Genomic DNA, 24,086 nt, shown 5'->3' with positions numbered 1-24,086 from the left:
GCAGGCCCGGTCAGTGGCCGCGGCTGGCGGCCGGTCCGGCGGCAGCGGTGCGCGGCTTCGCGGCCTCGGGGCTCAGCTGCGGCGCGGCGCGCTCCGGCGGGAACAGCAGGTTGGCGAGCAGCCCATAGAGCCCGGTGACGGCCACCAGCAGCAGGGAGGGCAGCAGATCGCGGCGGCGCAGGCCGCGGCGGCGCAGCCACCAGTAGGCGAGCGGCAGGGCAAGGCCGATGCCGATCAGCGCCGTCTGCCCATGCAGGCGGGGCTGCAAGCGCAGATAGCGGCCGTTCGGGTCCTCCAGCGCCAGACTGAAGGGCACCAGCGCGCTCCAGACTTGGTCCACCGGGCGCGTGCGGGCCATGGCCATCTCCCGGCTGTAGCGGTCGATGGGGTGGAAGTCCTGGTCCATGGCGACGGCATGAACATGGGTCTGATCGGAATAGACCGCGGTGCGATACAGCGGATTGAACAGGATCTTGAGCGCCATGCGGTCCGGATCGTACCGCGGCAGCGGCAAGGGCGTCAGCGCATAGTCCTGCTGCCCCAGCAGGAACAGCCGGTCGTCTGCCGCCAGCACCAGGCCCAGGTATTCGCCGCGCCTGTTCTCGGCGATCTTGACATGGCGCACCTTGAGACCCGCCGGCAGCGGCACCCGGGCCACCCTAGGTGCGTCGTCCACGCGCTTCAAATGAAAGAGCTTATCCTCGGCGTCCAGCAGGAAGAAGCCGGCGTCGAAGGGCTTCAGGATGGAGACGCGCCCGAAGGTGGCGGCCACCGGGAAGGCGAAGCCGGCGGCGGTCATGGCCTCGGTGAAGGTGCGGGTCAGCCCGGCGTCGATGCGGTTGGCGTCGCTGTTGATGAAGGTGAGCTGCTGATTCGGGCGCATGATGTCCGTCGGGAAGCGCAAGCGCGCGCGCCCGGGATTGGACTCCAGCAGCGGGAAGAGCTGAATGCGCGGGCGGTGCTCGGGGAGCTCTTCCGGGTCCAGCTGCAGCACTTGGCGCGCCGCCTGGATGCGGGCCTTGTCGAAGCGCTGCCCTTGCAGCTCCAGCGGCAGCCGCCCCCACAGCTCCATGTTCTTGTAGTAGATGAAGGGGATCAGGGCCTCGAAGGCCTCGCGCCCGTAGTCGGCGCCGGTCTGGTCGCGGTAGACGAACTGGTGGCCGTCGCCCAGCAGCTCCTTGTAGACGAAGCGCTCGATGACCGGGCTGTAGAACAGGTCGGTCTTGCCGAAGCGGTATTCGAACAGCAGGTCCTTTCCCAGCGGCAGCCACACCGCCAGCAGCGCGATGGCGAGCGCGAGCAGGGACCAGCGGGCGAGGATGGCGGTCATCGGGGCTCAGCTGCGGTGACGGCAGCGGTGGGCGGGCAGGATCACCGCCGGGATGAACAGCAGCGACGCCGCCGCCAGCGCCGGCAGGATGCGGTCGTACTCCTGATAGCCGCGATGCAGGTACAAAAGCCCCAGAAAGGCGAGCCCCAGGGCCAGATAGACGAGCCGCCTGGGCGCGGCCGGCTCCAGCAGCGCCAGGGTGGTGCCGAAGTAGGCCACCCAGCCGCCGAGCAGCCAGGGCAGGGCGGTGAGCACGGCACTGGCGGCGGCCTCCGGCGGGAAGAACAGGCGGACCAGCGCGTACAGACCGGCGGCATCGAGCACCGACAGCACAAGCCCCAGCCCGGCACCGAAGACGACCCAGGTCCACACCAGCACATCTCCCCGGACGGGCAGGTGCAGCGACAGCCGAAAGCGCCCACCGATCATCTCCGGTGTGAACTGGGCGACGGCGATGACCGCACCGGTGAGCGCCGGCAGCAACATGAGCTGGTCATAGAGCAGGCGGCGCAGCTCTAAGGCCCAGTACCAGATCATCTCCGAGTGCTCCACCTGGAACTGATGCCGCAGGCTGAGGAACAGATAAGCCAGCATCCCCACATGCACCAGCGCGAGCCCGAGCCAGACCCAGCGCAGCTTGAGCCATTCTTTGAGCAGGATCGCGCGGAGCATGGCTCAGTATTTGCCCGTCAAGCCGATGAAGGCGTCTTCCAGCGTCATCGCCCGCTCCTCGGCGAGGCGCAGCTGCGGGCAGCGCTCACGCAGCTGCTCGGTCAGCTGCTCGCGGGTCGCAAAGGTATAGAGCAGCGGCTCGCGGCCGTGCAGGTCGACGTTCTCGATCAGGGCATCGGGCGCCGGCATGGGGCCACCCCGGGGGTCGAAGCGGAAGCAGCGGAAGCCGTCACGAAACGCCGCGAGCGGCATCTGCAGCACGGCGCCGCCGCGCTTCAGGAAGATCACCTCGTCCACCAGGGACTCCATGTCCTGGACCACGTGGGAGGTGACGAAGACGGTCTTGCCGCCCTGCTCGAGACAACGCTTGAGATAGTCCAGAAACAGCCGGCGGTAGCCCGCGTCCAGGCCCATGGAATAGTCGTCCAGGATCATCAGGTCCGGGTCCTGGGCGAAGATCAGCCCCAGCACCACCTGCGAGCGCTGGCCGCAGGACATGTTGGCGATCTTGTGCTCATGCGGCAGTTGCAGCCGGTCCACCAGATCGTAGAACAGATCCCGCCGCCAGCGCGGGTAAAACGGGCGGTGGAAGCGCTCGATCTCGGCGATGCTCATGAAGTCGTAGGCGAGGTGGCCTTCGAACAACAGCCCGATGCGCGCGCGTGTCGCGGGCGAGAGGGCATGGGATGGCTCCCCCAGCACCCGGCATTGGCCGCCGCTCGGCTTCAGATAGCCCATCAGCAGCCGGATCAGCGTGGTCTTGCCGACGCCGTTCTTGCCGAGCAGGGCGACGACCTTGCCCTGCGGCACCGCGAAGCTGAGGTCGTCGTAGATGACCCGGCTGCCGTAGCGGTGGGCGAGGCGCTGCACCTCGATGGCCGGTGCGGGCCCTGTTGTGCTCTCCGCGGCGAGGGCGCCCACGGGTCCGCCGCCAGACGTCTGTGCTGCAGTAGACCTCACGGCGTTCTGCATCAGGATGGACCCCGTTCGATCTGGTCGGCGGGCACGTGCACGGTGCGCTTGGTCTGTGCCGCCTTGGACGCCTGTTGCACGGCACAGCCGCTCTTGCCCTTAGCGCAGCTGCTGCAGTCGCCGCGCTGCGCCCAGAGCTTGCGGTAGAGATACCAAAGCGCCACGGCGAGCACGGCGGCCACCACGGCCCAATCCACCCAGCTCGTCGCCGGTTGGGTATCGATGTCCGGCACCGCAGACGTTGGCTGGGCCTCGCTCGGCTGCGGTTTGTTGTCCGCTTCGCTCATATCGGCTCGTCCGTTCTGGGTGGGGGGTGCCGATGGGTTAGGCTGACGCTGTGCCCGCGGTCGCCGCCGTGGGAGCGGCCTCCGGCCGCGACGGTCTTCCAGGGCGCAGCGCAAGGGCGTCGCGGCAGGGATGCCGCTCCCACGGCACAAGACACACGGAGCACGGGCTCAGGTCTCGGCAAGGCGCGCCCGCAGCCGCCGGCTCGCCTGCCGGTCGCTGACCAGGCCCACCACCAGCAGCAGCGCCACCGCGCCCCAATACACCGCGGACATGGCCTGGATACCGGTGGCGCCCACCGCGGTGCCGATGCTGTAGACGGCGCTCGCCACGCCGAGCCCGAGCAGGGTGGGGAAGACAATGGCGAACAGCATCCATTGGTAGGAGCCGGTCTGGACCTTGACCATGATGGTGGTGGCCAGACAGGGCGGATAGAGCGCGAAGAACAGGATCATGGACACCGCGAGCAGCGCCGTGGCGCCGCCGGCGCGGGTCTCGGCGCCCATGCGCTCCTCCAGCGTGGCGTTCTGGTCCTCGTCCTGCTGGAAGAGCACGCCCAGGGTGGCGACGCTGCTCTCCCGGGCCGCGAAGGACGACAGCAGCGCGATGTTGATCTTCCAGTCGAAGCCCGCGAGCTGCGTCACCGGCTCCAGCCCGCGGCCGATGGTACCGAGCAGCGAGGTCCTGATCCGCTCCTCGCGCATGTCCTTGCGCAGCCCCTGCCGCGCGCGGGCGAGCTTGCGCAGCTCCCGCCAGGCCTTGCGCGCGTCGCGATCCCCCGCCGGCGGCTTCACCAGCGGGTAGAAGTCCGCATTGCGCGCCTGGAAGCGCTCGGTAACCCGCGCGGAGCCGGCGGCGCCCGTGGCGTTCAGCTTGGCACGCTTGTAGTCGGTGAAGTATCTCACCAGCGGCACCAGGTTCCCGCCCAGGGCCACATCGCGGTAGGTGTTGCCTTCGAGCGCCGCCGCGAAGCGCTCCACCGCTGCCTGCGCCTCGGCCTCGTAATGGGCCTTGCGCTCCGCCGACAACCCCGGCAGGTGCAGCAGCGCGAACACCACCACCGCCACCGCCAGCACCACGGTGCCCACCTTCTTGATGTACTGCCAGGTGCGCTCGAAGGAGCGCCGCAGCACGCCTGTCACCGTCGGCAGGTGGTAGTGCGGCAGCTCCATGACGAAGGGGGAGGTCTCCTGCCCGCGCAGCACCGTCTTGGTGAGCAGCTTGGCCACCAGCAGCGCGAAGACGATGGTCATGGTGGAGATGTAGAACAGCATCAGCGACTTGTGCTCCACGAAGAAGATGCCGAGCAGTAAGGTGTAGAGCGGCACCTTGGCCAGGCAGTTCATGAAGGGCACGGTGAAGATGGTCGCCATGCGCGCGCGCGTGTCCGGAATGCCCTTGGTGGCCATGACCCCGGGCACGGCGCAGCCGCCGGCGAAGACGCCGCCCAGAATCAGGGGCAGGGTGCTCTGCCCGTGCAGGCCGAAGCGGTGCAGGATCTTGTCGAGGATGAAGGCGATGCGCGCCATGTAGCCCGAGTCCTCGATGATGGCGATGGCCGCGAACAGGATCAGAAAGATCGGCACGTAGTTCAGCAGCGTGTTGGCTGAATCCACCAGCCAGAGCCCGAGGGAGCGGGTGTAGGGGTCCACCAGGAAATCGGCGCCCGGCAGCAGGCCGGCGATGAGCTCCCGCGCCTTGGCCAGCAGCGGCCAGGTGTAGGTGGTGATCTCGTAGCCCCAGACGATGGACACCTGGTAGATGGCGAAGACCGTGGCGACGAGGAAGAACGGCGCCGCCCAGCGGTTCAGCACGAAGCGGTCGATGCGCTCGGTCAGCGAAGGGCGGCCGTTGCCTGCGCCCTGCACGGCGCCCTTGAGCAGCCGCTCCACGGCCTGGTCGCGGCAGCTGACGACATGATCCGAGACCTCGATGCCGGCGGCCGTTTCGAAGGCGTCGATGAAGCGACCGGCCGTCTCCCGCAGCGGGCGGGCAGCGTCGTCACCGAGCCGCTCGGCCAGCAGCTGCACGGCGGCCGTGTCCCCTTGCAGCAACTGCAGCGCCAGCCAGCGCCGGGGCAGGTCGGAGAGCCTGGGCTCCGTGGCGAAGCGGGCCATGAGCTGCTCGATGGCGGGCTCCAGCGCCCCGTAGCGCACCACGGCCGCGGGGTGCGGCCGTTCGGTGGCGGTCGCCCCGTCCTCGACGCCGCGGATGGCCTGCCGCAGCGCCTCGCGGCCCTCGCCCTTGCGGCCGACGGTGGTGACCACCGCCAGCCCCAGGCGCCGGGCGAGCAGGTCCTTGTCCACCTGGATGCCGCGACTCGCGGCCACGTCCATCATGTTCAGCGCCAGCACCAGCGGCAGCTCCAGCTCCAGCAGCTGCAGCGTCAGGTGCAGGGAGCGGCGCAGGTTGGACGCGTCCACCACGTTGACGGTCACGTCCGGGCGCTCGCCGAGCAGGAATTCGCGCGCCACGCGCTCCTCCAGCGAGAAGGACGTGAGGCTGTAGGTGCCCGGCAGGTCCACGGTGTAGACGGTGCCCAGGTCGTCGCTGTACTGGCCGTGCTTCTTGTCCACCGTGACGCCGGGGTAGTTGGCGACATGCTGGCGGGCGCCGGTCAGCACGTTGAACAGCGTGGACTTGCCGGCGTTCTGCTGGCCGGCCAGGGCCACCTGTACGTCCTTTCGATGCGGCTGCTCGGATCTGGGCTCAGACATGGTCAGGCTCCGCGGCGTCGGCCTCCAGTGGCGAGACCTCGATGGTGCGCGCCTCCCTGCGGCGCAGTGAGACGTTGGAGGCGTCGAGCTTGAGCTCGATGGGGTCGTTGAGCGGTGCGCTGCGCACCACGGTGACGACAGCGTTCGGCATCAGACCCAGGTCCAGCAGCCGCTGGCGCACGGCGCCCGTGGACAGGTGCCGGCGGATGCGCACCCGACCGCCGGGGCGGATGTCGTTCAGGCTCAGCACCGGTGCAGACCGGGTTGTCGCGCTGGGAAGCGTGCCGTCGGCGCGCGGTGGGCGAGCAGACGGCGGCGGCAGGCAAAGCGTAAGTGCTTGGGCATGAGAACACTCGGGTCGGGCGGTTCACAGGCCGCGGACCCGCCGGCATCGCACTGCGGCGCAGGGCAGCGGGGCAGCCCTTGAAGACTGTCACGCAGACTACAGAGATCGGCAAGAAAACGCTATTGCGAATTATTGCTATTTACATTAAGGCGAAAGCCCTGTAATCTTCAGGGCCATGGTCGCCGCGCTGAACACCGGCCTGCTGTCTGCACGCCTGCTGTCTGCACCGCGCCCGTCCAGCACCCGCAACCGCCACCACTCCCGACCCTCACCACTTCAGAACCCCAGGAGACCTGCCTTGCGACAATTCCTCCGCATCCCCTATCCCACCGCAGTGGCTTTGCGCGCCGGGGTGCTGACGGTCGCCAGCCTCACCTTCAGCACCGCCGTGTCGGCGCACACACCGCTTTGCGCCTGCTACGACATGGGCGACGGCACCGTGCTCTGCGAAGGCGGCTTCTCCGACGGCTCGTCCGCCGCCGGTGTCGCCATCCGCGTCGTGGACGGCAACGGCAACCCGATCCTCGAGGGCGAGCTGAATGAGTACAGCGAGGTCGAGTTCGACAAGCCCGACGGCGACTACACCGTGGTGTTCGACGCCGGCCCGGGGCACGACATCGAGATCTCCGGCAAGGACATCGTCGAATAACGGCATCGCGCAGGCGCAACGCCACCGCGCCAAGCCCTTCCCCCGGACACATCCAACGACTCCCCGCCAGCCGCCGCCAGCGGGCCGTCGACAGCGCTCCACGTCGGCACGGCCCGGCCGTGCTCCGGCCTTTCATCAAGCAGCAAAGGAGTCAGTCTCCATGAAGACGACCGCACTCATTGCCGCGGCGGCGGCAACCACCCTCGCCGGCCCTGCACAGGCCCACTTCCAGCTCCTCTACACGCCGGAGGTCATGCTGGAGCAGCCGGGCGATGTCCCGCTGGCCCTGGTGTTCGGCCATCCCATGGAGAACACCAACGCCATGGACATGGGCGTGCCGGAGGACTTCTTCGTCGTCTTCAAGGGCAAGCAGACGGATCTCAAGGACAGTCTGGAGGCGGTGCAATGGTCGGGTGCCAGCGGCGAGCCGGCGGGCGCCTACACCACCACCTACAAGGTGCGCCGCAACGGCGACTACATCTTCGCGCTGGTGCCGGCGCCGTACATGGAAGGCGCCGAGGACATCTACATCCAGCAGATCACCAAGACCATTCTCAACAAGGGCGCCATGCCCACCGGGTGGAGCGAGCCCGTCGGTCTGCCGACGGAAATCGTGCCCATGGACAAGCCCTATCAGGTCTTCGCCGGCGGCACCTTCACCGGGCAGCTGCTCTCCGACGGCGAGCCCGCCGCCGGCGTCGAGTGCGAGGTGGAGTACATCAACTCGGACGTGGATATGGCCGCTAAGGCCTTCAGCAAGGAGACCAAGGGTCCGGTGCCGCCCACCGCCATCGCCACCATCACCGACGCCAACGGCTTGTTCACCTTCGGCATCCCGCGCCCCGGCACCTGGGGCTTCGCCTGCCTGGGCTCCGGCCCGGTCAAAGAGCACGAGGGCAAGGCGCTGTCCCAGGACGCGGTGCTCTGGATTCACGCCACGGAGCTCTGAGCCGCCCCGCGATCCAGCGCATGTCGGTGCGCCGGGCGCAGCCCAGCCGGGCGCGCCCGCAGTGGCTGCTGCCCCGAACGCGCGCCGGTGACCCGCTTGCGCGAGCGGGATCATACGATTTTATAGATTATCCTACGCGCCTGCGCCGCACGCCGCGGCGCAGGCGCAACCGGAGGTCCGACTATGCACACCAAACCGATCGCAGCCGCCGTGGGACTCGCCCTGGTCGCGGGCGTCGCCGGCACCGCCAGGGCACAGACGCTGGAAGAGCGGGTCCTGCAACTGGAAGAAGAGAACGCCCGCCAGGCGGCGCAGATCGCCGAGCAGAAGCAGGCGCTGGAGGGCGCGCCTGAGCGCGTGGAGCGACTCGACGAGGCCCTGGAAGAGAAGCGTGCCGGCGGCGGCTGGTTCGAGCGCATCCAGATCGCCGGCCTCATCGAGGTGGAGGCGGGGTATTTCGAGCCCTTCGACGCCCCCTCCGAGTCCGACCTCGTGCTCGCCACCTTCGAGCTCGGCATCGCCGCACAGGTGACCGATTGGGTCGAGATCGGTGCTGCCCTGCTCTACGAGGAAGACGATACCGACCTGGAGGTCGACCTCGCCTTCGCGACCCTCTACAACCCGGATGTCGCGCCGGTCTTCTTCACCGTCGGCCAGGTCTACGTGCCCTTCGGTGCCTATGAGACCAACCTGGTGTCAGACCCGCTGACGCTCGAGATCGGCGAGACGCGCGAGACCGCGGCGGAGCTCGGCTTCGTCCACCAGGGGTTCGGCGGCAGCGTCTACGGCTTCAACGGCGACCACAAGCTGAACGGCGACAACCGCATCAGCAGCTGGGGCGCCAACCTGAGCTACGCCTGGGAGCAGGACGACATCACCGTCGCCGGCGGTGTCGGCTGGATCAATAACCTCGGCGACTCCGACAGCCTTCAGGACACGGTGGCCGACAACCGCAATGCCACCTTCGACGAGCTGGTGGAAGGCGAAGATCCCCGCGCCGACAGCTTCAGCACAGACCCCATTGATCGCACCGGCGGCTGGACCGCCAACCTCGCCGTGATCGTCGGCCAGTTCAACTTCATCGGCGAATACCTTTCCGCCACAGACGACTTCGATCCCGACAGCCTGAGCTACAAGGATCATGGTGCGCGGCCGTCGGCCTGGAACATCGAGCTCGGCTACAGCTTCCCGGTGCTCGGCAAAGAGACCGTCGCCGCCGTCGCCTACCAGGGCACCGACGAGGCCATCGGCCTGGAGCTGCCGAAAGAAAGCTGGCTCATCGGCTGGTCCATCGGCCTCTTCGACAACACGGCCCTGTCCTTCGAGTACCGCAACGACAGCGACTACAGCGAGGGCGAAGGCGGCACCGGCGACAGCGGCAACAGCTTCGTGGCGCAGTTGGCCGTCGAGTTCTGAGCTTGGTCGGGCCCTTGCCACAGGGGCAGGCGGCGGCGGGGGCGCAACGGCTAGAATGGCGGCAGTTCACCGCCGCCTGCCCACCGAGCCCGCCTCGCGCTGTTGTCTTCCACCACCGCTGCCGCCCTGCCGCCCATCCTCGCCGGCCCCATGCTGCGCCGGGTCACGCCTGAGCGTCTGGTCATCTGGCTGGTGCTGAGCGAGCCTGTGGACCTGCGGCTCGACCTCTACCGCGCGGGGGCCGCCAAGCCCTTCCTGACCGAGGACTTTCCCGGCGCCACCGCAGCCCAGGTGCGCATCGGCGAGCATGCCTTCGTGCGGCTCCTGGACCTGAAGCCCGCGGAGCCGCTGCCCGCCGATGAGCTGCTCGAATACGACCTGCGCGTGATGGCGGCCGGCGGCGAGCAGGGCCTCGCGGAGCTGCTGCCGGACCTCTGCTACCCGGGGCATGCGCGCCCGACGCTGGTGATCCGCCCGCGGCTTGCGGACCTGGTGCACGGCTCCTGCCGCAAGCCCCACTTCGACGGCCCGGACACCCTGCTGCGTCTGGACGACCTCATCGGCGCCGCGCCCGCGGACGCCGCGGCGCGCCCGGCGCTGCTGGTGATGACCGGCGATCAGATCTACTGCGACGACGTGGCGGGGCCCATGCTCGCCGCCATCCATCAGGTGATCGCGCTGCTCGGGCTCTACCCGGAGCGGCTCACCGGCGGCACCGTCGCCGACAGCGCCGCGCTGCTGGAAAGTGCCGCGGGCTACTACCGGCGCGAGCAGCTCCTGCCGCACACCCGCGCCAACCGCGCGCTCCAGGACATCTTCTTCGGCGGCGCGAAGAAGCCCATCTTCACCACCGCCTCCGCGCACAACCACCTGATCACCCTGGCCGAGGTGGCGGCCATGTACCTGCTGGTCTGGTCGCCGGCGCTCTGGCCCCGCATCGAGCTGGACCCGCAGCGCCCGCCCCAGCCGCTGCCGGCGCCGTTCGCCGCGCGTTATGCCGCCGAGTGCCCGGTGATCGAGCGCTTTCGCGATGGGCTCGCCCGGGTGCGCCGGGCGCTCGCGCACCTGCCCGTCTACATGATCTTCGACGATCACGACATCACCGACGACTGGAACCTCACCCGCGGCTGGGAGGAGGCCGCCTACAGCCATCCCTTCTCCCGGCGCATCATCGGCAACGCGCTCATCGGCTATTGGCTGTTCCAGGGCTGGGGCAACGACCCGGACCGCCACGGCGAGCTGCTGGATGCCGCGCTGGCATGCTTTCCGCCGGACGCGCCCGCACCGCCGGCGGCCCTCGATGCCCCCGAGGCACCGGCAGAGCCCGCCCCCGTGCCGCCGCTCGCCACCGAGCCCCCCGGCGGCCTGGAGCCCCGCGACCGGCTCATCGACCGGCTGCTCGACTTCGAGCACTGGCACTACAGCCTGCCCACAGTGCCGAAGCTGGTGGTGCTCGACACCCGCACCCACCGCTGGTGGTCCGAGTCGAGCCTCGCCAAGCCCTCCGGGCTCATGGACTGGGAGGAGCTCTCGGAGCTTCAGCAGACGCTGATGCACGCGGACGCCGTGGTCATGGTCTCCCCGGCGCCGGTGCTGGGCGTGAAGCTCATCGAGAACGTGCAGCGGGTGTTCACCTGGCTCGGCCACGCCCTGCTGGTGGACGCCGAGAACTGGATGGCGCACCCGGGCGCGGCCAATGTCATGCTGAACATCTTCCGCCACCGGCGCACGCCGCAGCACTTCGTGATCCTCTCCGGCGATGTCCACTACAGCTTCGTCTACGACGCGGTGCTGCGCTTTCGCACCAACACCCCGCGCATCTGGCAGATCACGGCGAGCGGCCTCAAGAACGAGTTCCCGCACACCCTGCTCGGCTGGTTCGACCGCCTCAACCTCTGGCTCTACGGCACCCGCTCCCCGCTCAACTGGCTCACCCGCCGCCGGCGTCTGCGCCTGCGTGCCCGCCGCCCGGACGGCAACCCCCACCGCCGCCTCTACAACGGCAGCGCCCTGGGCCGGGTGCAGCTGGACGCCACCGGCACACCCGTGGACATCCGGCTGCTGACGGCGGACGGCGGCGAGGTGGTGTTTCCGCCGCCGCCCTGAATGAGAAACCCATGCACGATCCGAACAACACCGAGCGCCGGCTGCTGATCCGCGCCGAGCTGGCCCGCGTGGACGGCGTCGATCCCGGCGCCGGCGAGGCTGCGTCCCAGCCCATGCCCAAGCACCGCAAAATGGCCGCAAGCCCGCTGCGGTTCCTGCGCGGCTCGGCGCAGCTCTACTATGCAGACCTGGCGAGCGGTGTCCTGGCGCTGCCGGCGGCGCTGCTGGAGCGGGTGCCGGTGACCAGGGTGATGGGGGACTGCCATGCATCCAACTTCGGCTTCCTCACCGAAGAAGGCTCCCACGGCGACAGCGTCGTGTTCTGCCCCAACGACTATGACGATGCCTGTCTGGGCCATGCCGCCTGGGATCTCGCCCGCTGCATCACGAGTCTGGTGCTGGCTGCCGACTACTGCGCCGGCGTGCTTGATGGGCGGTATGACGCCGATGACGTCGACGCGCCGGACCGGCTGACGGCCGCCACGGCAAAGGACGCACGCAAAGCCGGCCACGCCCTGCTCGCCGCCTACCGCCGCACCTGCCTGGAGGGCGTCAACGACCCGGAGCGGCGCGACAGCGCCATGACGCATTTTTCGAGCGGCCATGTGCTGCGCAAGCCCTGGAAGAAGGCCCGGCGCCGCCGGGCCGGCGGTCGGGACTTCGCCACCAAGAGCACGCTTGCGAAGGAGGTGGAGGTGCGCGACGGCCGCCCGCGCTTTCGCGACCGCCCGCAGCGTTTCAGCACGCTGGAGCCCGCACGTGCCGACCAGGTGCGAGCGGCCTTCCGGCCCTATGTGGACGACGCCGTGCTGGATCTGGTGCGGCGCCTGGGTGCCGGCACCGGCTCCGTGGACCTGGATCGGTTCTATCTGCTGGTGGGCCCGGAGGACTCCGCCGGCGACGCCGACCTGCCGCTCTGCCATGTGGTTGAGGTCAAACAGCAGCGCCTGTCGGGTCCGCTGCACCACTTCCCGGGTCTGCGCCCGGAGAACCGACTGGCCCCGGCGCACCTCACCGTGGACTGCCAGCGCCGCATGCAGCGCAGCCCCGACATGGTCCTGGACGAGGCGGTGTGGGAAGACAAGCACTGGCTGGTGCGCTCGCGCCACCACGCGCGGGTGGGCATCGACCCGGAGGACATCGCGCTGGCGAAGAAGAAGCCGGGAAAAGGGCTGGCGCAGTACGCCGCCGCCTGTGGCGAGGCCCTGGCGCTGGCCCATGCCCGCGGCGACCGGCGCTCCACGCGCTTCGAGGCCGCCGCGGCGGCGGTGCTGGCGGAGGAGGGTGACGCACTGCTGGACGCCGCCGTGGCCTACGCGGAGCAGGTGATCGCCGATTGGGGCCTGCTCAGGGCCATGCTGCCGGACTGACGGCGGCCGGCGCGACGGCTCAAGTCCGCACCCCGCCCCGATGGCTGCTCCACACAAGGGTGTGCGCTGACCAGGCAGCGCAGAGCGGCGCCGATTCGCGTCCGGCTCAGCCCAGGTGCGCGCGGTACAGCTCGCCGCCGAGCTGGGCATAGCTGCCGGTGAGGATGAAGGCGGGGCCCGTCGCATCCGGCTGCTCCAGGCGCATGCCCTCGTGGTCGTCGGCGATGCGCTGCCACGCGGTGGCTGCGCCGCCGGCGGCCACATGGCCGTGGCAGACGCTGATGGGCAGCGTCGGCGTCTTCACCCGCACCAGCGGCGGCAGCGGCAGGAAGGGGGCATCCTCGCCCGCGAGGTCCGCGGCGATGGCCTCGGCCTGCCGGCGGATGGGCTCGATGTAGCTGAAGCAGCGCCCCTCCACTTCGGCGCAGTCGCCCAGGGCGTAGACGCCCGGCACCGACGTGCGCAGCCGGCGGTCGGCGACGATGCCGCGCTGCACCGCGAGACCGGCGCGGGCGGCGGGCTCCGTGATGGGCAGCAGGCCGGCGGCGGAGAGGACGATGTCCGTGTCGAAGCGCGTGCCGTCGGCGAGGGTCGCCCGCAGCCGCTCGCCGGCATGGTCCAGCGCCGCGAGCGTGCTGCCGAGCCGCCATTGCACGCCCTTCGCCGCCAGGCGCTCGCGCAGCGCGCCGCCCACATCCGCCGGCAGCAGGGCCGCGAGGGGCCGATCCGCCGGGTCCACCAGGGTCACGGCGTGGCCGCCGGCGGTGAGGTCGTCCGCCAGCTCGCAGCCGATGAGCCCTGCGCCCACCAGGGTCACCTGCCTGGGGCCGGCGTCCAGGCGCTCGCGCAGGCCGCGGTAGCTCGCCAGATCGTTGACCCGCAGCACGGCATCGGCGGCGTCACCGGCCATGTCCAGGCGCCGCTGGCGGGCGCCCAGGGCAAGCACGAGCCGGCCGTAGCTGATGCCGCCGCGGGCGGTGATGAGCCGCCGCCGCGTGGTGTCGATCTTGAGCACCCGGGTGCGGGTCAGCACCTCGATGCCGAGCTCGGCTGCGCGCTGCCCGGCGGTGGCGTCCACCAGGCTTTGCGTGTCCCGGCCGTGGGCCAGCGCCGTGGACAGCGACGGCTTGGCATAGACGGCGCCCTCGCAGGCGGTGACCAGCAGGATCGGCAGGGCCGGGTCGCGGCGGCGGGCGGCCTCGGCCACGGACCAGCCGGCGACGCCGGCGCCGACGATGACCAGATGCTCCGCGCTGCCGAAGTGCCGGCGGCGCAGCCCAGGACCGGCTGTGGGTCGCCTCGGCACGTCCGACACCGGGGAAGGCGGCGGTGCGTCCGGCAGCAGGCGCAGGTCCGCCTTGCGCAGCCCGCACAGGGGGCACTGCCAGTCGTCGGGCATATCATCGTAGCGGGTGCCGGGCGGCAGGCCCCCGTCCGGGTCCCCCTTGGCCTCGTCGTAGATGTAGCCGCAGGCGTCACAGATCCACTTGCGGTAGGGGGTCTCGGTCATGGGTACTGCTCCGGGGGTGGCCTGGGGGGTGGCCTGGGGGGTGAAAGGGGGGTGGCAGGAGGGACGGCGGGCGGCGGCTCAGGCGCGCGGCACCTGCGCCAGGATCTGCTCGAAGAGGGCGTCCAGCTCGGTGCCGATCTCGGCAAGGGCCGGGCTGTCGAAGGCCGCGAACGCCGTGCTCGGCATGCGGCAGGCGACCTTGGTGGTGCCCTGGTCCTCGTAGACGTGGATGCGCAGCGGGATGTCGTGGCCCGCGGGCTTGCAGGCGTCCCAGACGCGGATGGCGAAGTCCGGCCGGAAGATCTCCAGGATCTGATCCGCCGGGACGTCTTTACCGATCAGCTTGGCGTTGGCCTGGCCGTTGATGTGGGCGACGACACGCAGACCGACGCCCTCGACACCGGTCTTGAGCTTGTCGATGGCTTCGTCGGCGGAAAGTGGGGTGGAGAAGGTGTGCATGGCAAATCCTGCGATTCCTGATTGAAGCGGACAAGTTGTTGATTGTGAAAGTAACAAGTAGCGAGTAACGAGGTGCGAGGCGTCGGTCGGGGCAGCGCAGCGTAACCCCAGGCTCTGACGACCATGCCGCCCCCTCGCCCCCCGCCCCTAGCTGCCCGCCCCTTCCGAATCCATCCGCGCCAACTCCTTACGCAGGTGCTTGGTGGCCGGCGTGACGATGGCGACGAAGTAGGACTCGCGCAGCTTGCGCTGGGCGGGTGCGCTGCTGAGGTAGCCCTTGGCACCCGTGTGCAGCATGGCGGATTGGGAGGCGCGCAGGGCCAGCTCCCCGGCGGCGAGCCGCAGTTGCAGGATCTCGCGGAAGAAGTCCTCGGACGCCTCGTGGGGCGTCTCGGCCAGGGTCAGCACCGCCTCGACGATGTCGTCGAGCTCCTCCTGGAGCTCGTCCGGGCGGTCGTCCAGAAACTGATTCACATGCCCGAGCTGGTGCTCCACGCCGCGGCAGACATCGATGCAGCCCTGGATGTTGCCGGCGCCCATGCCGAACTGGAGCAGCACCAGCCCGGCGCGGGCACGGCGCAGAAAGGCGGCGCCGTCGTGGTCGATGATGTGGGCGTCCGGAATGAAGACGTTATCGAACAGGCAGGCGAAGGTGCGGGTGCCCTCCAGGGCCACGAAGTGCGCCGACTGGCGCAGTGTGAACCCCGGCGCGCTGCAGTCCACCAGCGCCATGACGGTGCGGGCGGTGTCGCCGCTCAACGTAAAGAGCGTGCCGAAGACATGGTCCGCGCCCAGGTTGGACACCCAGGGCAGGCTGCCGTTGACGATGTAGCCGCCGTCCACCCGCTCGCCGGTGAGGCGCAGGTCCTCGATGCCGGAGAACGCCTTCATGGTGTTGGACATGCCGGTGCCGCCGAGCACCCGGCCGGACGCCAGCGGCTCCAGCCACAGGTCGCGGGCCTCGGTTTCGCCCATCTGCAGGTACCAGGCGCAGGTGTCCTGGCACCAGGTGGCGAAGCCGGTGGACAGGCACTCGTGGGAGACGGCGGCCATGGCGCGGATGGCGGCGCCGAAGTCGTGGCAGCCGTCCGGGCGGGCATCGGGCAGGTGGGCGCGGAAGGCGCCGGCGGCGCCGAGGCTGTGCATGACGGCCTTGGGGTACAGACCTTCCCGGTCGATGCGGGCGGTGAGCGGGGCGAGCTCGCGCTCCACCACGTCCTGCGTCGCCGCCACCAGCTCATCGGCGGTGGGCACAGCGGGGATGATTCGGCCTGCGGCCGTGGGCTCGGGCATCTGGACGGCGGCGCTCATGGGGTACGACTCCGAAAGCGGTGGCGGGCGAGGACGGCAGGGCCGGCGGCGCTGGGCCGGTTGCACCGGGTCGTGCCGGTGCAGCGGTCCGTCGTCGGGCAGGCCTGCCGCGCTGGGTTTGGGCGTGGCGCCGGGGTGCGGCGCTCGGTTACGGCGCTTGGTTGCAGCGCTGGGTTGCAGCGCTGGGTTGCATCGCTGCTGGCGGGCTCAGGCCGGATCGACGCTGACGTTCACCGGGCGGCGCATGGTGTTGGCCACCGGCGACCAGGTGTTGGAGTGGGCGATGATCTCGTCGATGACCTCTTTCGGCGCATCACCCTCGGCGTCGATGGTGACGCGGATGTCGGTGAAGCCCAGCGGCTTGGCCGGGTTCAGGTCGCCCGTGCCCCAGACGGCGGTGACGTTGATGTCGCCCTCCAGGTGCAGCTCCAGCTTGGAGAGCTTGACGCCGCGGGCGGTGGCGTTGGCGTGCACGCCGACGGCCAGGCAGGCGCCGAGGGTGGCGAGCGCCGCCTCGGACGGGTTGGGGGCGTTGTCTTCTCCAAGCAGGTGCGGCGGCTCGTCGATGAGCATGGGCGCCAGGTCGCGCACATAGGTCATATTGCGGAACTGGCCCTCGCAGACCGTCTTGGCCTTCAGGGTGACGACGTTGGTGGGGTTGGCCTTGCCCTTCTCGCCGAGCTTGGTGAGGCCCTCGGCGTCGATGGGGCGCAGGTAGTCGATGGTTGCGGAAACGGTCTCGGCGGTGGCGCTCATGGGGCTGACTCCGTGGGTTGTGGGTGGTCACGTTGGACCTGGTTGCAGCTCAACCCCGTGAAAGCAATGACCGTGCCTGCTATGAAAGACGAAGAATAACAGTCGCTTGGAAATTGTCACACCAGAGAGGTCGACAATTCGACAGGGCGCGCACCGGTTTTGTCGACAATGTCGGCGAGGTTGCGGGCGCCGGCGTCCACCTTGGCTTCAGGCCGCTCACTCCGTGGCGATGCCGAGCTTGACGATGCGGTAGCGCAGCTGGCGAGGCGTGAGGCCCAGGCTCAGCGCCGCGCGGGTCTTGTTGCCGTGGTGGCGGCGCAGGGCCTGCTCGATGTGGTCGCGCTCGTCGTGGCGCACCCGCGCATAGGGCCGCAGCCCCGGCTCGGCGCTGTCGAAGGGGTTGCCGGGCACGCCGGCGCCCGGCGCCGTCATCGGCTCGCTGTGGTGCAGCGGCACGGGGTCCGCCGGGGCGCGCGATGCGCCCGCGCCGGCCGGGGCCGCCATGGACAGCCCGCCCGGCTCCGTGCCCGCGCCGGCGGCGCCCGGCTGGCGGATGCCCTCTTCCTCGACGAGGATCTCCTGCACCAGGTCACGGCGGATGACGGATTCGGTGCTCATGAGCACGGCGCGCTTCACCAGGTTCTCCAGCTGGCGGATGTTGCCGGGCCAACCGAAGCGCTCCAGCAGCTCCAGGGCGCCGGGGCCGAACACCTGGTTGCGGCCGTACTCCTGGTTGGCGGCGTTGAGAAAATGCCGGGCGAGGATGGGCACGTCGCCGGCGCGCGCGCGCAGCGGCGGCAGGCGGATCGGGAACACATTCAGCCGGTAGAACAGGTCCAGGCGGAAGCGGCCGTCGTTCACGGCCTCCTGGAGGTTCTGGTGGGTGGCGGCGACGATGCGCACGTCCACCGGGATATCGCGGGTGCCGCCCACACGCTGCACGACTTTGTACTCCAGCACCCGCAGCAGCTTGGCCTGAAGCTCAAGGTCCAGGTCGCCGATCTCGTCCAGGAACAGCGTGCCGCCGTCGGCGAGCTCCATGCGCCCCTTCTTGACCGCCTGCGCACCGGTGAAGGCGCCCTTCTCGTGGCCGAACAGCTCGGACTCCAGCAGGTTCGCCGGGATGGCCGCGCAGTTGACGCTCACGAAGGGCCCGTCGGCGCGCTTGCTCGCCACATGCTGCATGCGCGCGAAGCGCTCCTTGCCGGTGCCGGACTCGCCGAGCAGCAGCACCGTGGTCTTGGTGGCCGCCACCTGCAGCGTCTGGTTGATGGCCTGGTGCAGCGCGGGGCTCTGGCCGATGATGCCGTAGGAGGCGCCGCGGCTCTCCAGCCGGTTCTTGAGCAGCCGGTTCTCAGACAGCAGCTGGGCGGTGCGCTCGGCCACCAGATCATTCACGCGCAGCACCTGTGCGACGAGTGTCGCGATGACCTGCAACAGTGCAAGGTCGCGCTGAAAGGGCCGCTCGCGCTGACGCAGCCGGTGCACCGCCAGCACGCCGATGGTCTGCTCGTGCTGCTGGATGGGCAGTGCGAGGAAGGCCACCGGCTCCTGCGGCAGCACGCCGCGGGCGACGGCGCGGGTCAGGTAGCTCGGCTCGGCGTCGATGTCCTGCACCACCTCCATCTGACCGGTCTGGAACACACGGCCGGTGATGCCCTCGCCCAAGGCATAGCGCCCGCGGGCGCGCTCCTCGTCCGTCAGGCCATAGGCATAGCGGATGGCGAGGGTGGCGGTGCTTGGGTCCACCAGCAGGACCCGGCCGCGGTTCAGGCCCAGCAGCTGGGAGAGCAGCCGCAGGATGCCCTGGATTGCCGCCTCCGGGTCATCGCTGCGGCTGATGATGCGCGCCGCCTGCTGGATCACCAGCAGCTCGGATTCCAGGGTAATGGCGGTGTCGGACGTGGACATGGATGCTCGGCATTGACGACAAAGTGGTCACTGCGCAAGCAAGCAACGGGCCAATCGGCCCGGGGCAACGCAGTTGCCGCCGGTCCGCCACACGAAGAAACGGGGATAAGAAACGGGGACGGTATATTCAATTCAGCACAAAAATTGGGGACACATAAAAAGGGGACGGTATATCAAATTCAGCGGACTGGTGTGCCGTCGTTCAACATCGAGCTCCGCAAGGCCAGTGCTGTTTGAGTTAAGTTTACCGTCCCCGTTTCTTCCCGTTTCTTTGGCATCATGTCTATCTCTCAAGTTAAGGTTACCGTCCCCGTATCTTGTTCCCAAATTCGTCTCCGTGTTTTGAGGGCGCGCGCGGTGGGGCGGAGCGCTGTACCATCCGCGCTGCTTTCGGCCCTGCGCTGTTGACTACAGGACACCTGCCATGAACGAGCACTCCGTTGACGCCGCCGCCGACGAGGCGGAGGAGGCGGCGCCCCGCCGCGGCCTGATCGCCGCGCTGGAAGTCATCGCCGATGAGGCTCCCGCCGACGGTATGACCCTGCACGATTTCACCCAGGCCCTGGGTGAGCGCGCCTTCGGCCTGATGCTGTTTGCGCTGGCCATTCCGGTGTGCATCCCGCTGCTCTACGGCATTCCCCAGATCGTCTCCCTGCCGATGATCGCCATCGCTGTGCAGATGGCCATGGGGCGCCCGGAGCCCTGGATGCCGCAACGCTTCGGCGAGCGTCGCCTCAGTAAGTCCGGTCTGGTGCAGATGGCCGCCGGCGCGCGCAAGTATTTCGGCTGGATCGAGACCCTCGCCCGGCCGCGCTTGCTGCTGCTGTCGGGGCCCACGGCGGAGCGCATCGTGGGCGCCGTGTTCGTGGTGTTCATTGCCAGTATCCTGATTCCATTCCCGGCCACCAATACCCTGCCCGGCATCGGCATCGCCATGGCCTCCATCGGTCTCATTACCCGCGACGGCCTGCTGGTGCTCGCCGGGATCGCCATCGGCATCGCCTGGATCACCCTGCTGGTGGTGGGGGTTGCCGTGTTCGGCCCCGCCTTCATCGACCTCTTCAAGGACGCCGTCAAATCCGTCCTCGGCTTCGGCTGACAGCCTCGAAATAGGGCGACGCCAACCTGTGCAGCCCTGTGCAGAAAAAGAAAGCGCCAAAATTCGGGGACGGTAACCTGATCTTGACAGCGTCGTCGCACGGTCGCACAGCGCGGGGCAATCGCCACCATAGCCGGCTGTCTCCGGGCGCTCCGGTGGACCTGCCTTCGGTGGAGGTAACTGCACCGATCGGCGCCGCGCCCGGTGATGCCTTGTGAGCAGTCCGCTTCGGCGTCTACCTTGAAGGTAGGGTGTGGTCCGCGCACGGTGATCGCCGCGGCGGGCCGCAAGGCCGGACTGACCAGAGAGGTATCGACGATGAAGACCTGGGTGATCGTGAGCAATGCCACCCGCGCGCGGCTCTACGCGCTGGAGGGCCGCGGGCAGCCCCTCGCGGAGCTCAAGGACCTGGTCCACCCCGAGGCGCGCCTCAAGGGGGAGGAGATCGAGAGCGACCGGCCGGGCCGAGCCTTCGATTCCCGCGGCGAGCAACGCCATGCGATGGAGCCGAGCACCGACCCCAAGCACGAAGAGGCCATGCGCTTCGCCCGCGAAGTCGTGGCGCTGTTGCGCGAGGGGCTCCATGCCCATCGCTTCGAGCAGCTCTGCATCATGGCGCCGCCGCAGTTCATGGGCCTGCTGCGCGAGGTGATGGACGCGCCGCTCAAGCGCGCGGTGAAGGGCGAGCTGGTCAAGGACCTGACGCACGAGGACACCGGTCGCGTCGCCGCCGAGGCCTGGGCCCTGCTGTAACGGATGCTGCGCGCTGCGGCACGCCTGCTCCCTCGGGGGGCTCCCCGGCCTGTCTGCGGCGGTGGTGGTGTACCACGGGCTCGGGATGCTGGCTCTCGGCCCCAGCCGGCGCGGCAAGTCCACGGTGGCCGCAGCCGTCCTGATACCGCCGCAGGCAGCGGCCGACGCGGCGGTATGCCGCCGACGACCCGGCGAGCCCAGGCCCCGGACTTTGGATGCGGCCATCGGCCGCAGGCCTTACGCCGCCGGCATTGCCGCCGGTCTCAGTCCGCCTGCCGCCACGAGAAGCGTTTGATGAGGCTGACGCAGAGGCCATCCAGCAGGAAGCCGATGATGCCGATGACCACGACGATGGCTGCCAGGGTGTCGTACTCCAGCGTGTCGCGGGCGTCGTTGATGGCGTAGCCCAGGCCGCTGGTGACGCCCAGGTACTCCGCCGGTACGAGCACGATCCAGGCGACGCCCACCGCGAGCCTCAAGCCCGCGAAGATGTCCTGCCCGATGGCGGGCATGATCACCCGGCGCAGCATCTGCCAGCCGTCGGCGCCCAGGTTGCGCGCCACCTTGAACCACAGCGGGTCGATGCGGCGCACGCCCTGGGCGGTGGAGAAGAGCACGGGCCAGACCGCGGCGACGGTGATCAGGAAGACGATGGCGCCGTCCCAGGTGGCGAAGGCCAGCACCGCAATGGGCATCCAGGCCAGGGGGCTGATCATGCGCAGGAACTGAAAGGGCACGTGGGTGACCTCCCGCAGCGCCGACGACAGCCCGATGGCCACGCCCACCGGCACGCCGATGACGAAGGCCCAGAGCAGGCCCATGCCGATGCGGTACAGGCTCGGGTAAATGGTGCCCCACACATCGCCGGAGGCGACCAGCTCGCCGAGGGCCGCAAAGGCCGGGGCCGGCGCGAAGCCGGCGAAGGCGGACACGTCCTCGTTACTTGCAATGGCCCAGCCGCCGAGCCACCAGAGCGCCAGCAGCACTGCGATGCCCAGGGCCGGATAGGCCACCGTGGACAGCAGGAAGGCCCGTACCGCAGGCCAGCGGAAGGTGCGGGTGTGCCAGTGGCGCGCGGGTCGCTCGATGACGGCGCTGCGTGCGGGGGCGCTGCGCCCCGCGTCGCCGGCACCGCCCGGCGGTGCCGGTGCGCCTGCGTCGGCAGCCGCCGGCCTCGCCGGCCGGCCGCCGGCCGAGCGGCGCTGCTCGCCGCCGGTGAGCGCCGGCTCCGCGGTCAGCGGCAGGGTGCCCTCGGCCGCCGTCACAGCACCACCACTTCTTCACGCGTGTAGGGGTCGTCCGGGTTGATGCCCGGCACCTTGGACCAGTCCATGAACTGCTCCATGGCCACCTTGACGTGGTCGTAGTTCACCAGGTCCTGCGTCACGAAGTCGGGGTCGAGATCCTTCAGGAAGGTGGTGTCGCCGCCCACCAGGGTCTTGTTCATTTCCTCGACGATGAGCTTGGTGGCGCTCGGGTAGGGGTAGGGCTGGAAGTCGATGCGCCCGTTCTGCCACTCGGCGACGTGGCGGTTGGCGTTCGGGTCCGTGTAGTCGTCTGGGCCGTAGAAGGTCATGGCCCGCTCCACCACCTTGGCCGGCATGGGCAGGTACTTCTTGCCATCCTTGGAGAGCATGTGCGCCACCTCGCCCTTGTTCTGCTGGGCGTAGATCTGCGCCTTGACCACGGCGTTCATGACCTTCTGGGTCCACTCCGGCTTGGCGGCGACGGTCTGCTCGTTCATGCAGACCACGCAGCAGGGGTGGTTCTTCCAGATGTCGCCGGTGAAGCGCAGCATGGTGCCGCCCGCCAGCAGCTCGCCGGCGGCGTTGAAGGGCTCGGCGACGATGAAGGCGTCGATCTTTTTGGACGCCAGCGCCGGCGGCATGTCCGGCGGCGGCATGATCATCAGGTTGACCTCGTCCGCTGCCAGCTCCGCGGTCTGGTCCTTGATGACCGGCTTCAGGCCGGCGTTGCGCAGCGCCATCTGCAGCACGATGTTGTGCATGCTGTACCAGTAGGGCACCGCAACCTGCTTGCCGGCGAGGTCGCTGAAGTCCTTGGCGTCCAGGTGCTTGCCGGCCACCACGGCGGAGCCGTTCAGGTGCGCCCAGGACATGATCTTGACGGGGAAGTCGTTGTTGTAGCGCATCCACACGGGGATGGGCTTCAGCAGGTGCACCAGGTTGAACTTGCCGGCGGCGAAGCCTTCCACCAGCGGCGACCAGCCGCGGATCAGCGTGGGCTTCTCCACCTTCAGCCCTTCCTCTTCGAAATATCCGTTGGCGTGGGCCACCAGCAGGGCGGTGGCGTCGGTGATGGGGATGTAGCCGATGCGCACGACCTCGTCCTCCGGCGGCTCGGCGGCGTTCAGCAGGCCCGGCAGGCTCGCCATGGTGGCGGCGAGGCCGCCCTTGGCAAGCAGGTCGAGCATGAAGTCGCGGCGCGACATCTCGTGCTCGAAGAGGTAATTCAGATCGTCATCGTGCTGGCTCATGGAGGGTGCCTCTTGGGTTGCGATGGTCGGCTGTGGAGAGGAAATCCGGTTGCCAGCCTCAGTGGTGGGCGCCGGCCGCTTCTGGGGCGGCTCGGCGGGGAAGGGGATCGGTTGCCGGCGCTGTGGCGGCTCAGGCGGCGGCGCGCTGGGGCTCCGCGTCCTGGGTGTCCGCGCTCGGCGCCGCTGTGCTGCGGCCGTCGCCGACGAGTCCGTCAAAGGTGGTCATCAGCTGCTCGCGGGCGCGGCTGTATTCGGCACTGGCGCGCTCCCGGGGCGTCGGCAGGTCGATGGCCATCTCGCCGACGATGCGCCCGGGGTTGGCCGCCATGATCAGCACCCGGTCCGCCATGGCCACGGCCTCATCGATGTCGTGGGTGACGATGACCAGCGTGAGCTTCTCCTGCCGGGCGATGCGGGAGACCTCGTCCTGGAGCGCGGCGCGGGTGAAGGCGTCCAGCGCCGAGAAGGGCTCATCCAGCAGCAGCAGCTCGGGGGAGGTGGCGAGCGAGCGCGCCAGGGCCACCCGCTGCTGCTGCCCGCCGGAGAGGCTTTGGACATTGGCGTCTGCCTTGTCGGCGAGGCCCACCAGATCCAGCAGCGCATCGATGCGCGCCGGATCGCGGCGCCCGGCGAAGAGCAGGCCCAGCTCCGCGTTCTGCCGCACCGACATCCAGGGGTACAGGCTCGGCTTCTGGAACATCATGTTCCATTTGGCGCTCGGCTTGGTGACCATGTGGCCGCGGATGTGCACGCAGCCCTCCGTCGGCAGCATCAGCCCCGCCAGCATGTGCAGCAGCGTGGACTTGCCGCAGCCGCTGCGGCCGATCAGCGCCACCTGCTCGCCAGGGCGAATGCTGAGCTCGACGTCCTTGAGCGTCGGTGCGCTCTGGCCCTTGAAGGTGTGGGTGATGAAATCGACGGAGACGCTGGCAGCCATGCGATGGTTCCGGCAGTGAAGGTTGCCGGAGGCCAGTGCAG

General features: G+C 69.3%; 21 protein-coding genes. 7 read left to right on the top strand and 14 right to left on the bottom strand.

Translation table 11 applies throughout. The features are described from left to right. Positions 1–10: 10 nt before the first annotated feature. The 6 genes from QZ607_RS01695 to QZ607_RS01670 all read right to left on the bottom strand — a co-directional run bounded on the left by QZ607_RS01695 (position 11) and on the right by QZ607_RS01670 (position 6,226). On the bottom strand, positions 11–1,330 hold the full coding sequence (locus QZ607_RS01695; RefSeq protein WP_295878914.1) for a DUF4857 domain-containing protein: 1,320 nt from the start codon (positions 1,328–1,330) through the stop codon (positions 11–13). 6 nt (positions 1,331–1,336) lie between these two features. Further along, entirely contained in the window at positions 1,337–2,002 is a 666-nt protein-coding gene (locus QZ607_RS01690) for a hypothetical protein (protein WP_295878913.1), read from the bottom strand. Positions 2,003–2,005: 3 nt separating this feature from the next. Continuing rightward, positions 2,006–2,923 (bottom strand): ATP-binding cassette domain-containing protein, encoded by a 918-nt coding sequence (locus QZ607_RS01685; protein ID WP_295878911.1) that lies wholly within the window; start codon positions 2,921–2,923, stop codon positions 2,006–2,008. A gap of 50 nt (positions 2,924–2,973) precedes the next feature. Continuing rightward, positions 2,974–3,261, bottom strand: coding sequence for a hypothetical protein (locus QZ607_RS01680; RefSeq protein WP_295878909.1), 288 nt, complete (start codon positions 3,259–3,261; stop codon positions 2,974–2,976). A gap of 168 nt (positions 3,262–3,429) precedes the next feature. Further along, positions 3,430–5,976 (bottom strand): ferrous iron transport protein B, encoded by a 2,547-nt coding sequence (feoB, locus tag QZ607_RS01675; protein ID WP_295878907.1) that lies wholly within the window; start codon positions 5,974–5,976, stop codon positions 3,430–3,432. Beyond that, complete coding sequence (locus tag QZ607_RS01670; RefSeq protein ID WP_295878905.1) at positions 5,969–6,226, bottom strand: FeoA family protein; 258 nt, start codon at positions 6,224–6,226, stop codon at positions 5,969–5,971. The genes feoB and QZ607_RS01670 overlap by 8 nt, the downstream gene beginning before the upstream one ends. Before the next feature lie 394 nt (positions 6,227–6,620). Here QZ607_RS01670 and QZ607_RS01665 point away from each other — a divergent pair, with 394 nt between their 5' ends. From QZ607_RS01665 to QZ607_RS01645, 5 genes are all read left to right on the top strand, one after another. Then, a complete protein-coding gene (locus QZ607_RS01665; protein ID WP_367268139.1) occupies positions 6,621–6,971 on the top strand; it encodes a hypothetical protein in 351 nt (116 codons plus the stop codon). Between the two features lie 160 nt (positions 6,972–7,131). Further along, positions 7,132–7,920 carry a DUF4198 domain-containing protein gene (locus QZ607_RS01660; protein WP_295878904.1) on the top strand — a complete coding sequence of 263 codons (789 nt, stop codon included), beginning with the start codon at positions 7,132–7,134 and terminating at the stop codon, positions 7,918–7,920. A gap of 183 nt (positions 7,921–8,103) precedes the next feature. After that, a complete protein-coding gene (locus QZ607_RS01655; protein WP_295878901.1) occupies positions 8,104–9,336 on the top strand; it encodes an LbtU family siderophore porin in 1,233 nt (410 codons plus the stop codon). A 102-nt stretch (positions 9,337–9,438) separates the two neighbouring features. After that, complete coding sequence (locus QZ607_RS01650; protein ID WP_295878899.1) at positions 9,439–11,442, top strand: alkaline phosphatase D family protein; 2,004 nt, start codon at positions 9,439–9,441, stop codon at positions 11,440–11,442. Between the two features lie 11 nt (positions 11,443–11,453). Then, on the top strand, positions 11,454–12,812 hold the full coding sequence (locus QZ607_RS01645; protein WP_295878897.1) for a DUF2252 family protein: 1,359 nt from the start codon (positions 11,454–11,456) through the stop codon (positions 12,810–12,812). 106 nt (positions 12,813–12,918) lie between these two features. Here the strand turns inward: QZ607_RS01645 and QZ607_RS01640 are convergent, their stop codons facing one another. From QZ607_RS01640 to QZ607_RS01620, 5 genes are all read right to left on the bottom strand, one after another. Continuing rightward, entirely contained in the window at positions 12,919–14,322 is a 1,404-nt protein-coding gene (locus QZ607_RS01640; RefSeq protein ID WP_295878895.1) for an FAD-dependent oxidoreductase, read from the bottom strand. Positions 14,323–14,400: 78 nt separating this feature from the next. Next, positions 14,401–14,781 (bottom strand): DUF302 domain-containing protein, encoded by a 381-nt coding sequence (locus QZ607_RS01635; protein ID WP_295878893.1) that lies wholly within the window; start codon positions 14,779–14,781, stop codon positions 14,401–14,403. Between the two features lie 147 nt (positions 14,782–14,928). Further along, positions 14,929–16,092 (bottom strand): acyl-CoA dehydrogenase family protein, encoded by a 1,164-nt coding sequence (locus QZ607_RS01630; RefSeq protein ID WP_295878891.1) that lies wholly within the window; start codon positions 16,090–16,092, stop codon positions 14,929–14,931. Positions 16,093–16,299: 207 nt separating this feature from the next. Then, positions 16,300–16,848 carry an OsmC family protein gene (locus QZ607_RS01625; protein ID WP_295878890.1) on the bottom strand — a complete coding sequence of 183 codons (549 nt, stop codon included), beginning with the start codon at positions 16,846–16,848 and terminating at the stop codon, positions 16,300–16,302. A gap of 216 nt (positions 16,849–17,064) precedes the next feature. Further along, positions 17,065–18,759, bottom strand: coding sequence for a sigma 54-interacting transcriptional regulator (locus tag QZ607_RS01620; RefSeq protein WP_295878888.1), 1,695 nt, complete (start codon positions 18,757–18,759; stop codon positions 17,065–17,067). A gap of 424 nt (positions 18,760–19,183) precedes the next feature. Between QZ607_RS01620 and QZ607_RS01615 the strand changes: the two genes are divergently transcribed. Both QZ607_RS01615 and QZ607_RS01610 read left to right on the top strand, forming a co-directional pair. Beyond that, on the top strand, positions 19,184–19,858 hold the full coding sequence (locus QZ607_RS01615; RefSeq protein ID WP_295878885.1) for an exopolysaccharide biosynthesis protein: 675 nt from the start codon (positions 19,184–19,186) through the stop codon (positions 19,856–19,858). Positions 19,859–20,176: 318 nt separating this feature from the next. Next, entirely contained in the window at positions 20,177–20,611 is a 435-nt protein-coding gene (locus QZ607_RS01610; RefSeq protein ID WP_295878884.1) for a host attachment protein, read from the top strand. Between the two features lie 263 nt (positions 20,612–20,874). Here the strand turns inward: QZ607_RS01610 and QZ607_RS01605 are convergent, their stop codons facing one another. The 3 genes from QZ607_RS01605 to QZ607_RS01595 all read right to left on the bottom strand — a co-directional run bounded on the left by QZ607_RS01605 (position 20,875) and on the right by QZ607_RS01595 (position 24,045). Continuing rightward, complete coding sequence (locus QZ607_RS01605; RefSeq protein WP_367268138.1) at positions 20,875–21,876, bottom strand: ABC transporter permease; 1,002 nt, start codon at positions 21,874–21,876, stop codon at positions 20,875–20,877. Then, positions 21,873–23,108, bottom strand: a complete 1,236-nt coding sequence (locus tag QZ607_RS01600) for an ABC transporter substrate-binding protein (protein WP_295878881.1) — start codon at positions 23,106–23,108, stop codon at positions 21,873–21,875. The genes QZ607_RS01605 and QZ607_RS01600 overlap by 4 nt, the downstream gene beginning before the upstream one ends. Before the next feature lie 130 nt (positions 23,109–23,238). Beyond that, entirely contained in the window at positions 23,239–24,045 is an 807-nt protein-coding gene (locus QZ607_RS01595; RefSeq protein WP_295878879.1) for an ABC transporter ATP-binding protein, read from the bottom strand. Positions 24,046–24,086: the final 41 nt, after the last annotated feature.

Source organism: uncultured Thiohalocapsa sp. (assembly GCF_913063425.1).
Classification (GTDB): domain Bacteria; phylum Pseudomonadota; class Gammaproteobacteria; order Chromatiales; family Chromatiaceae; genus Thiohalocapsa.
This window is presented reverse-complemented; position numbering and strand designations above follow the sequence as displayed.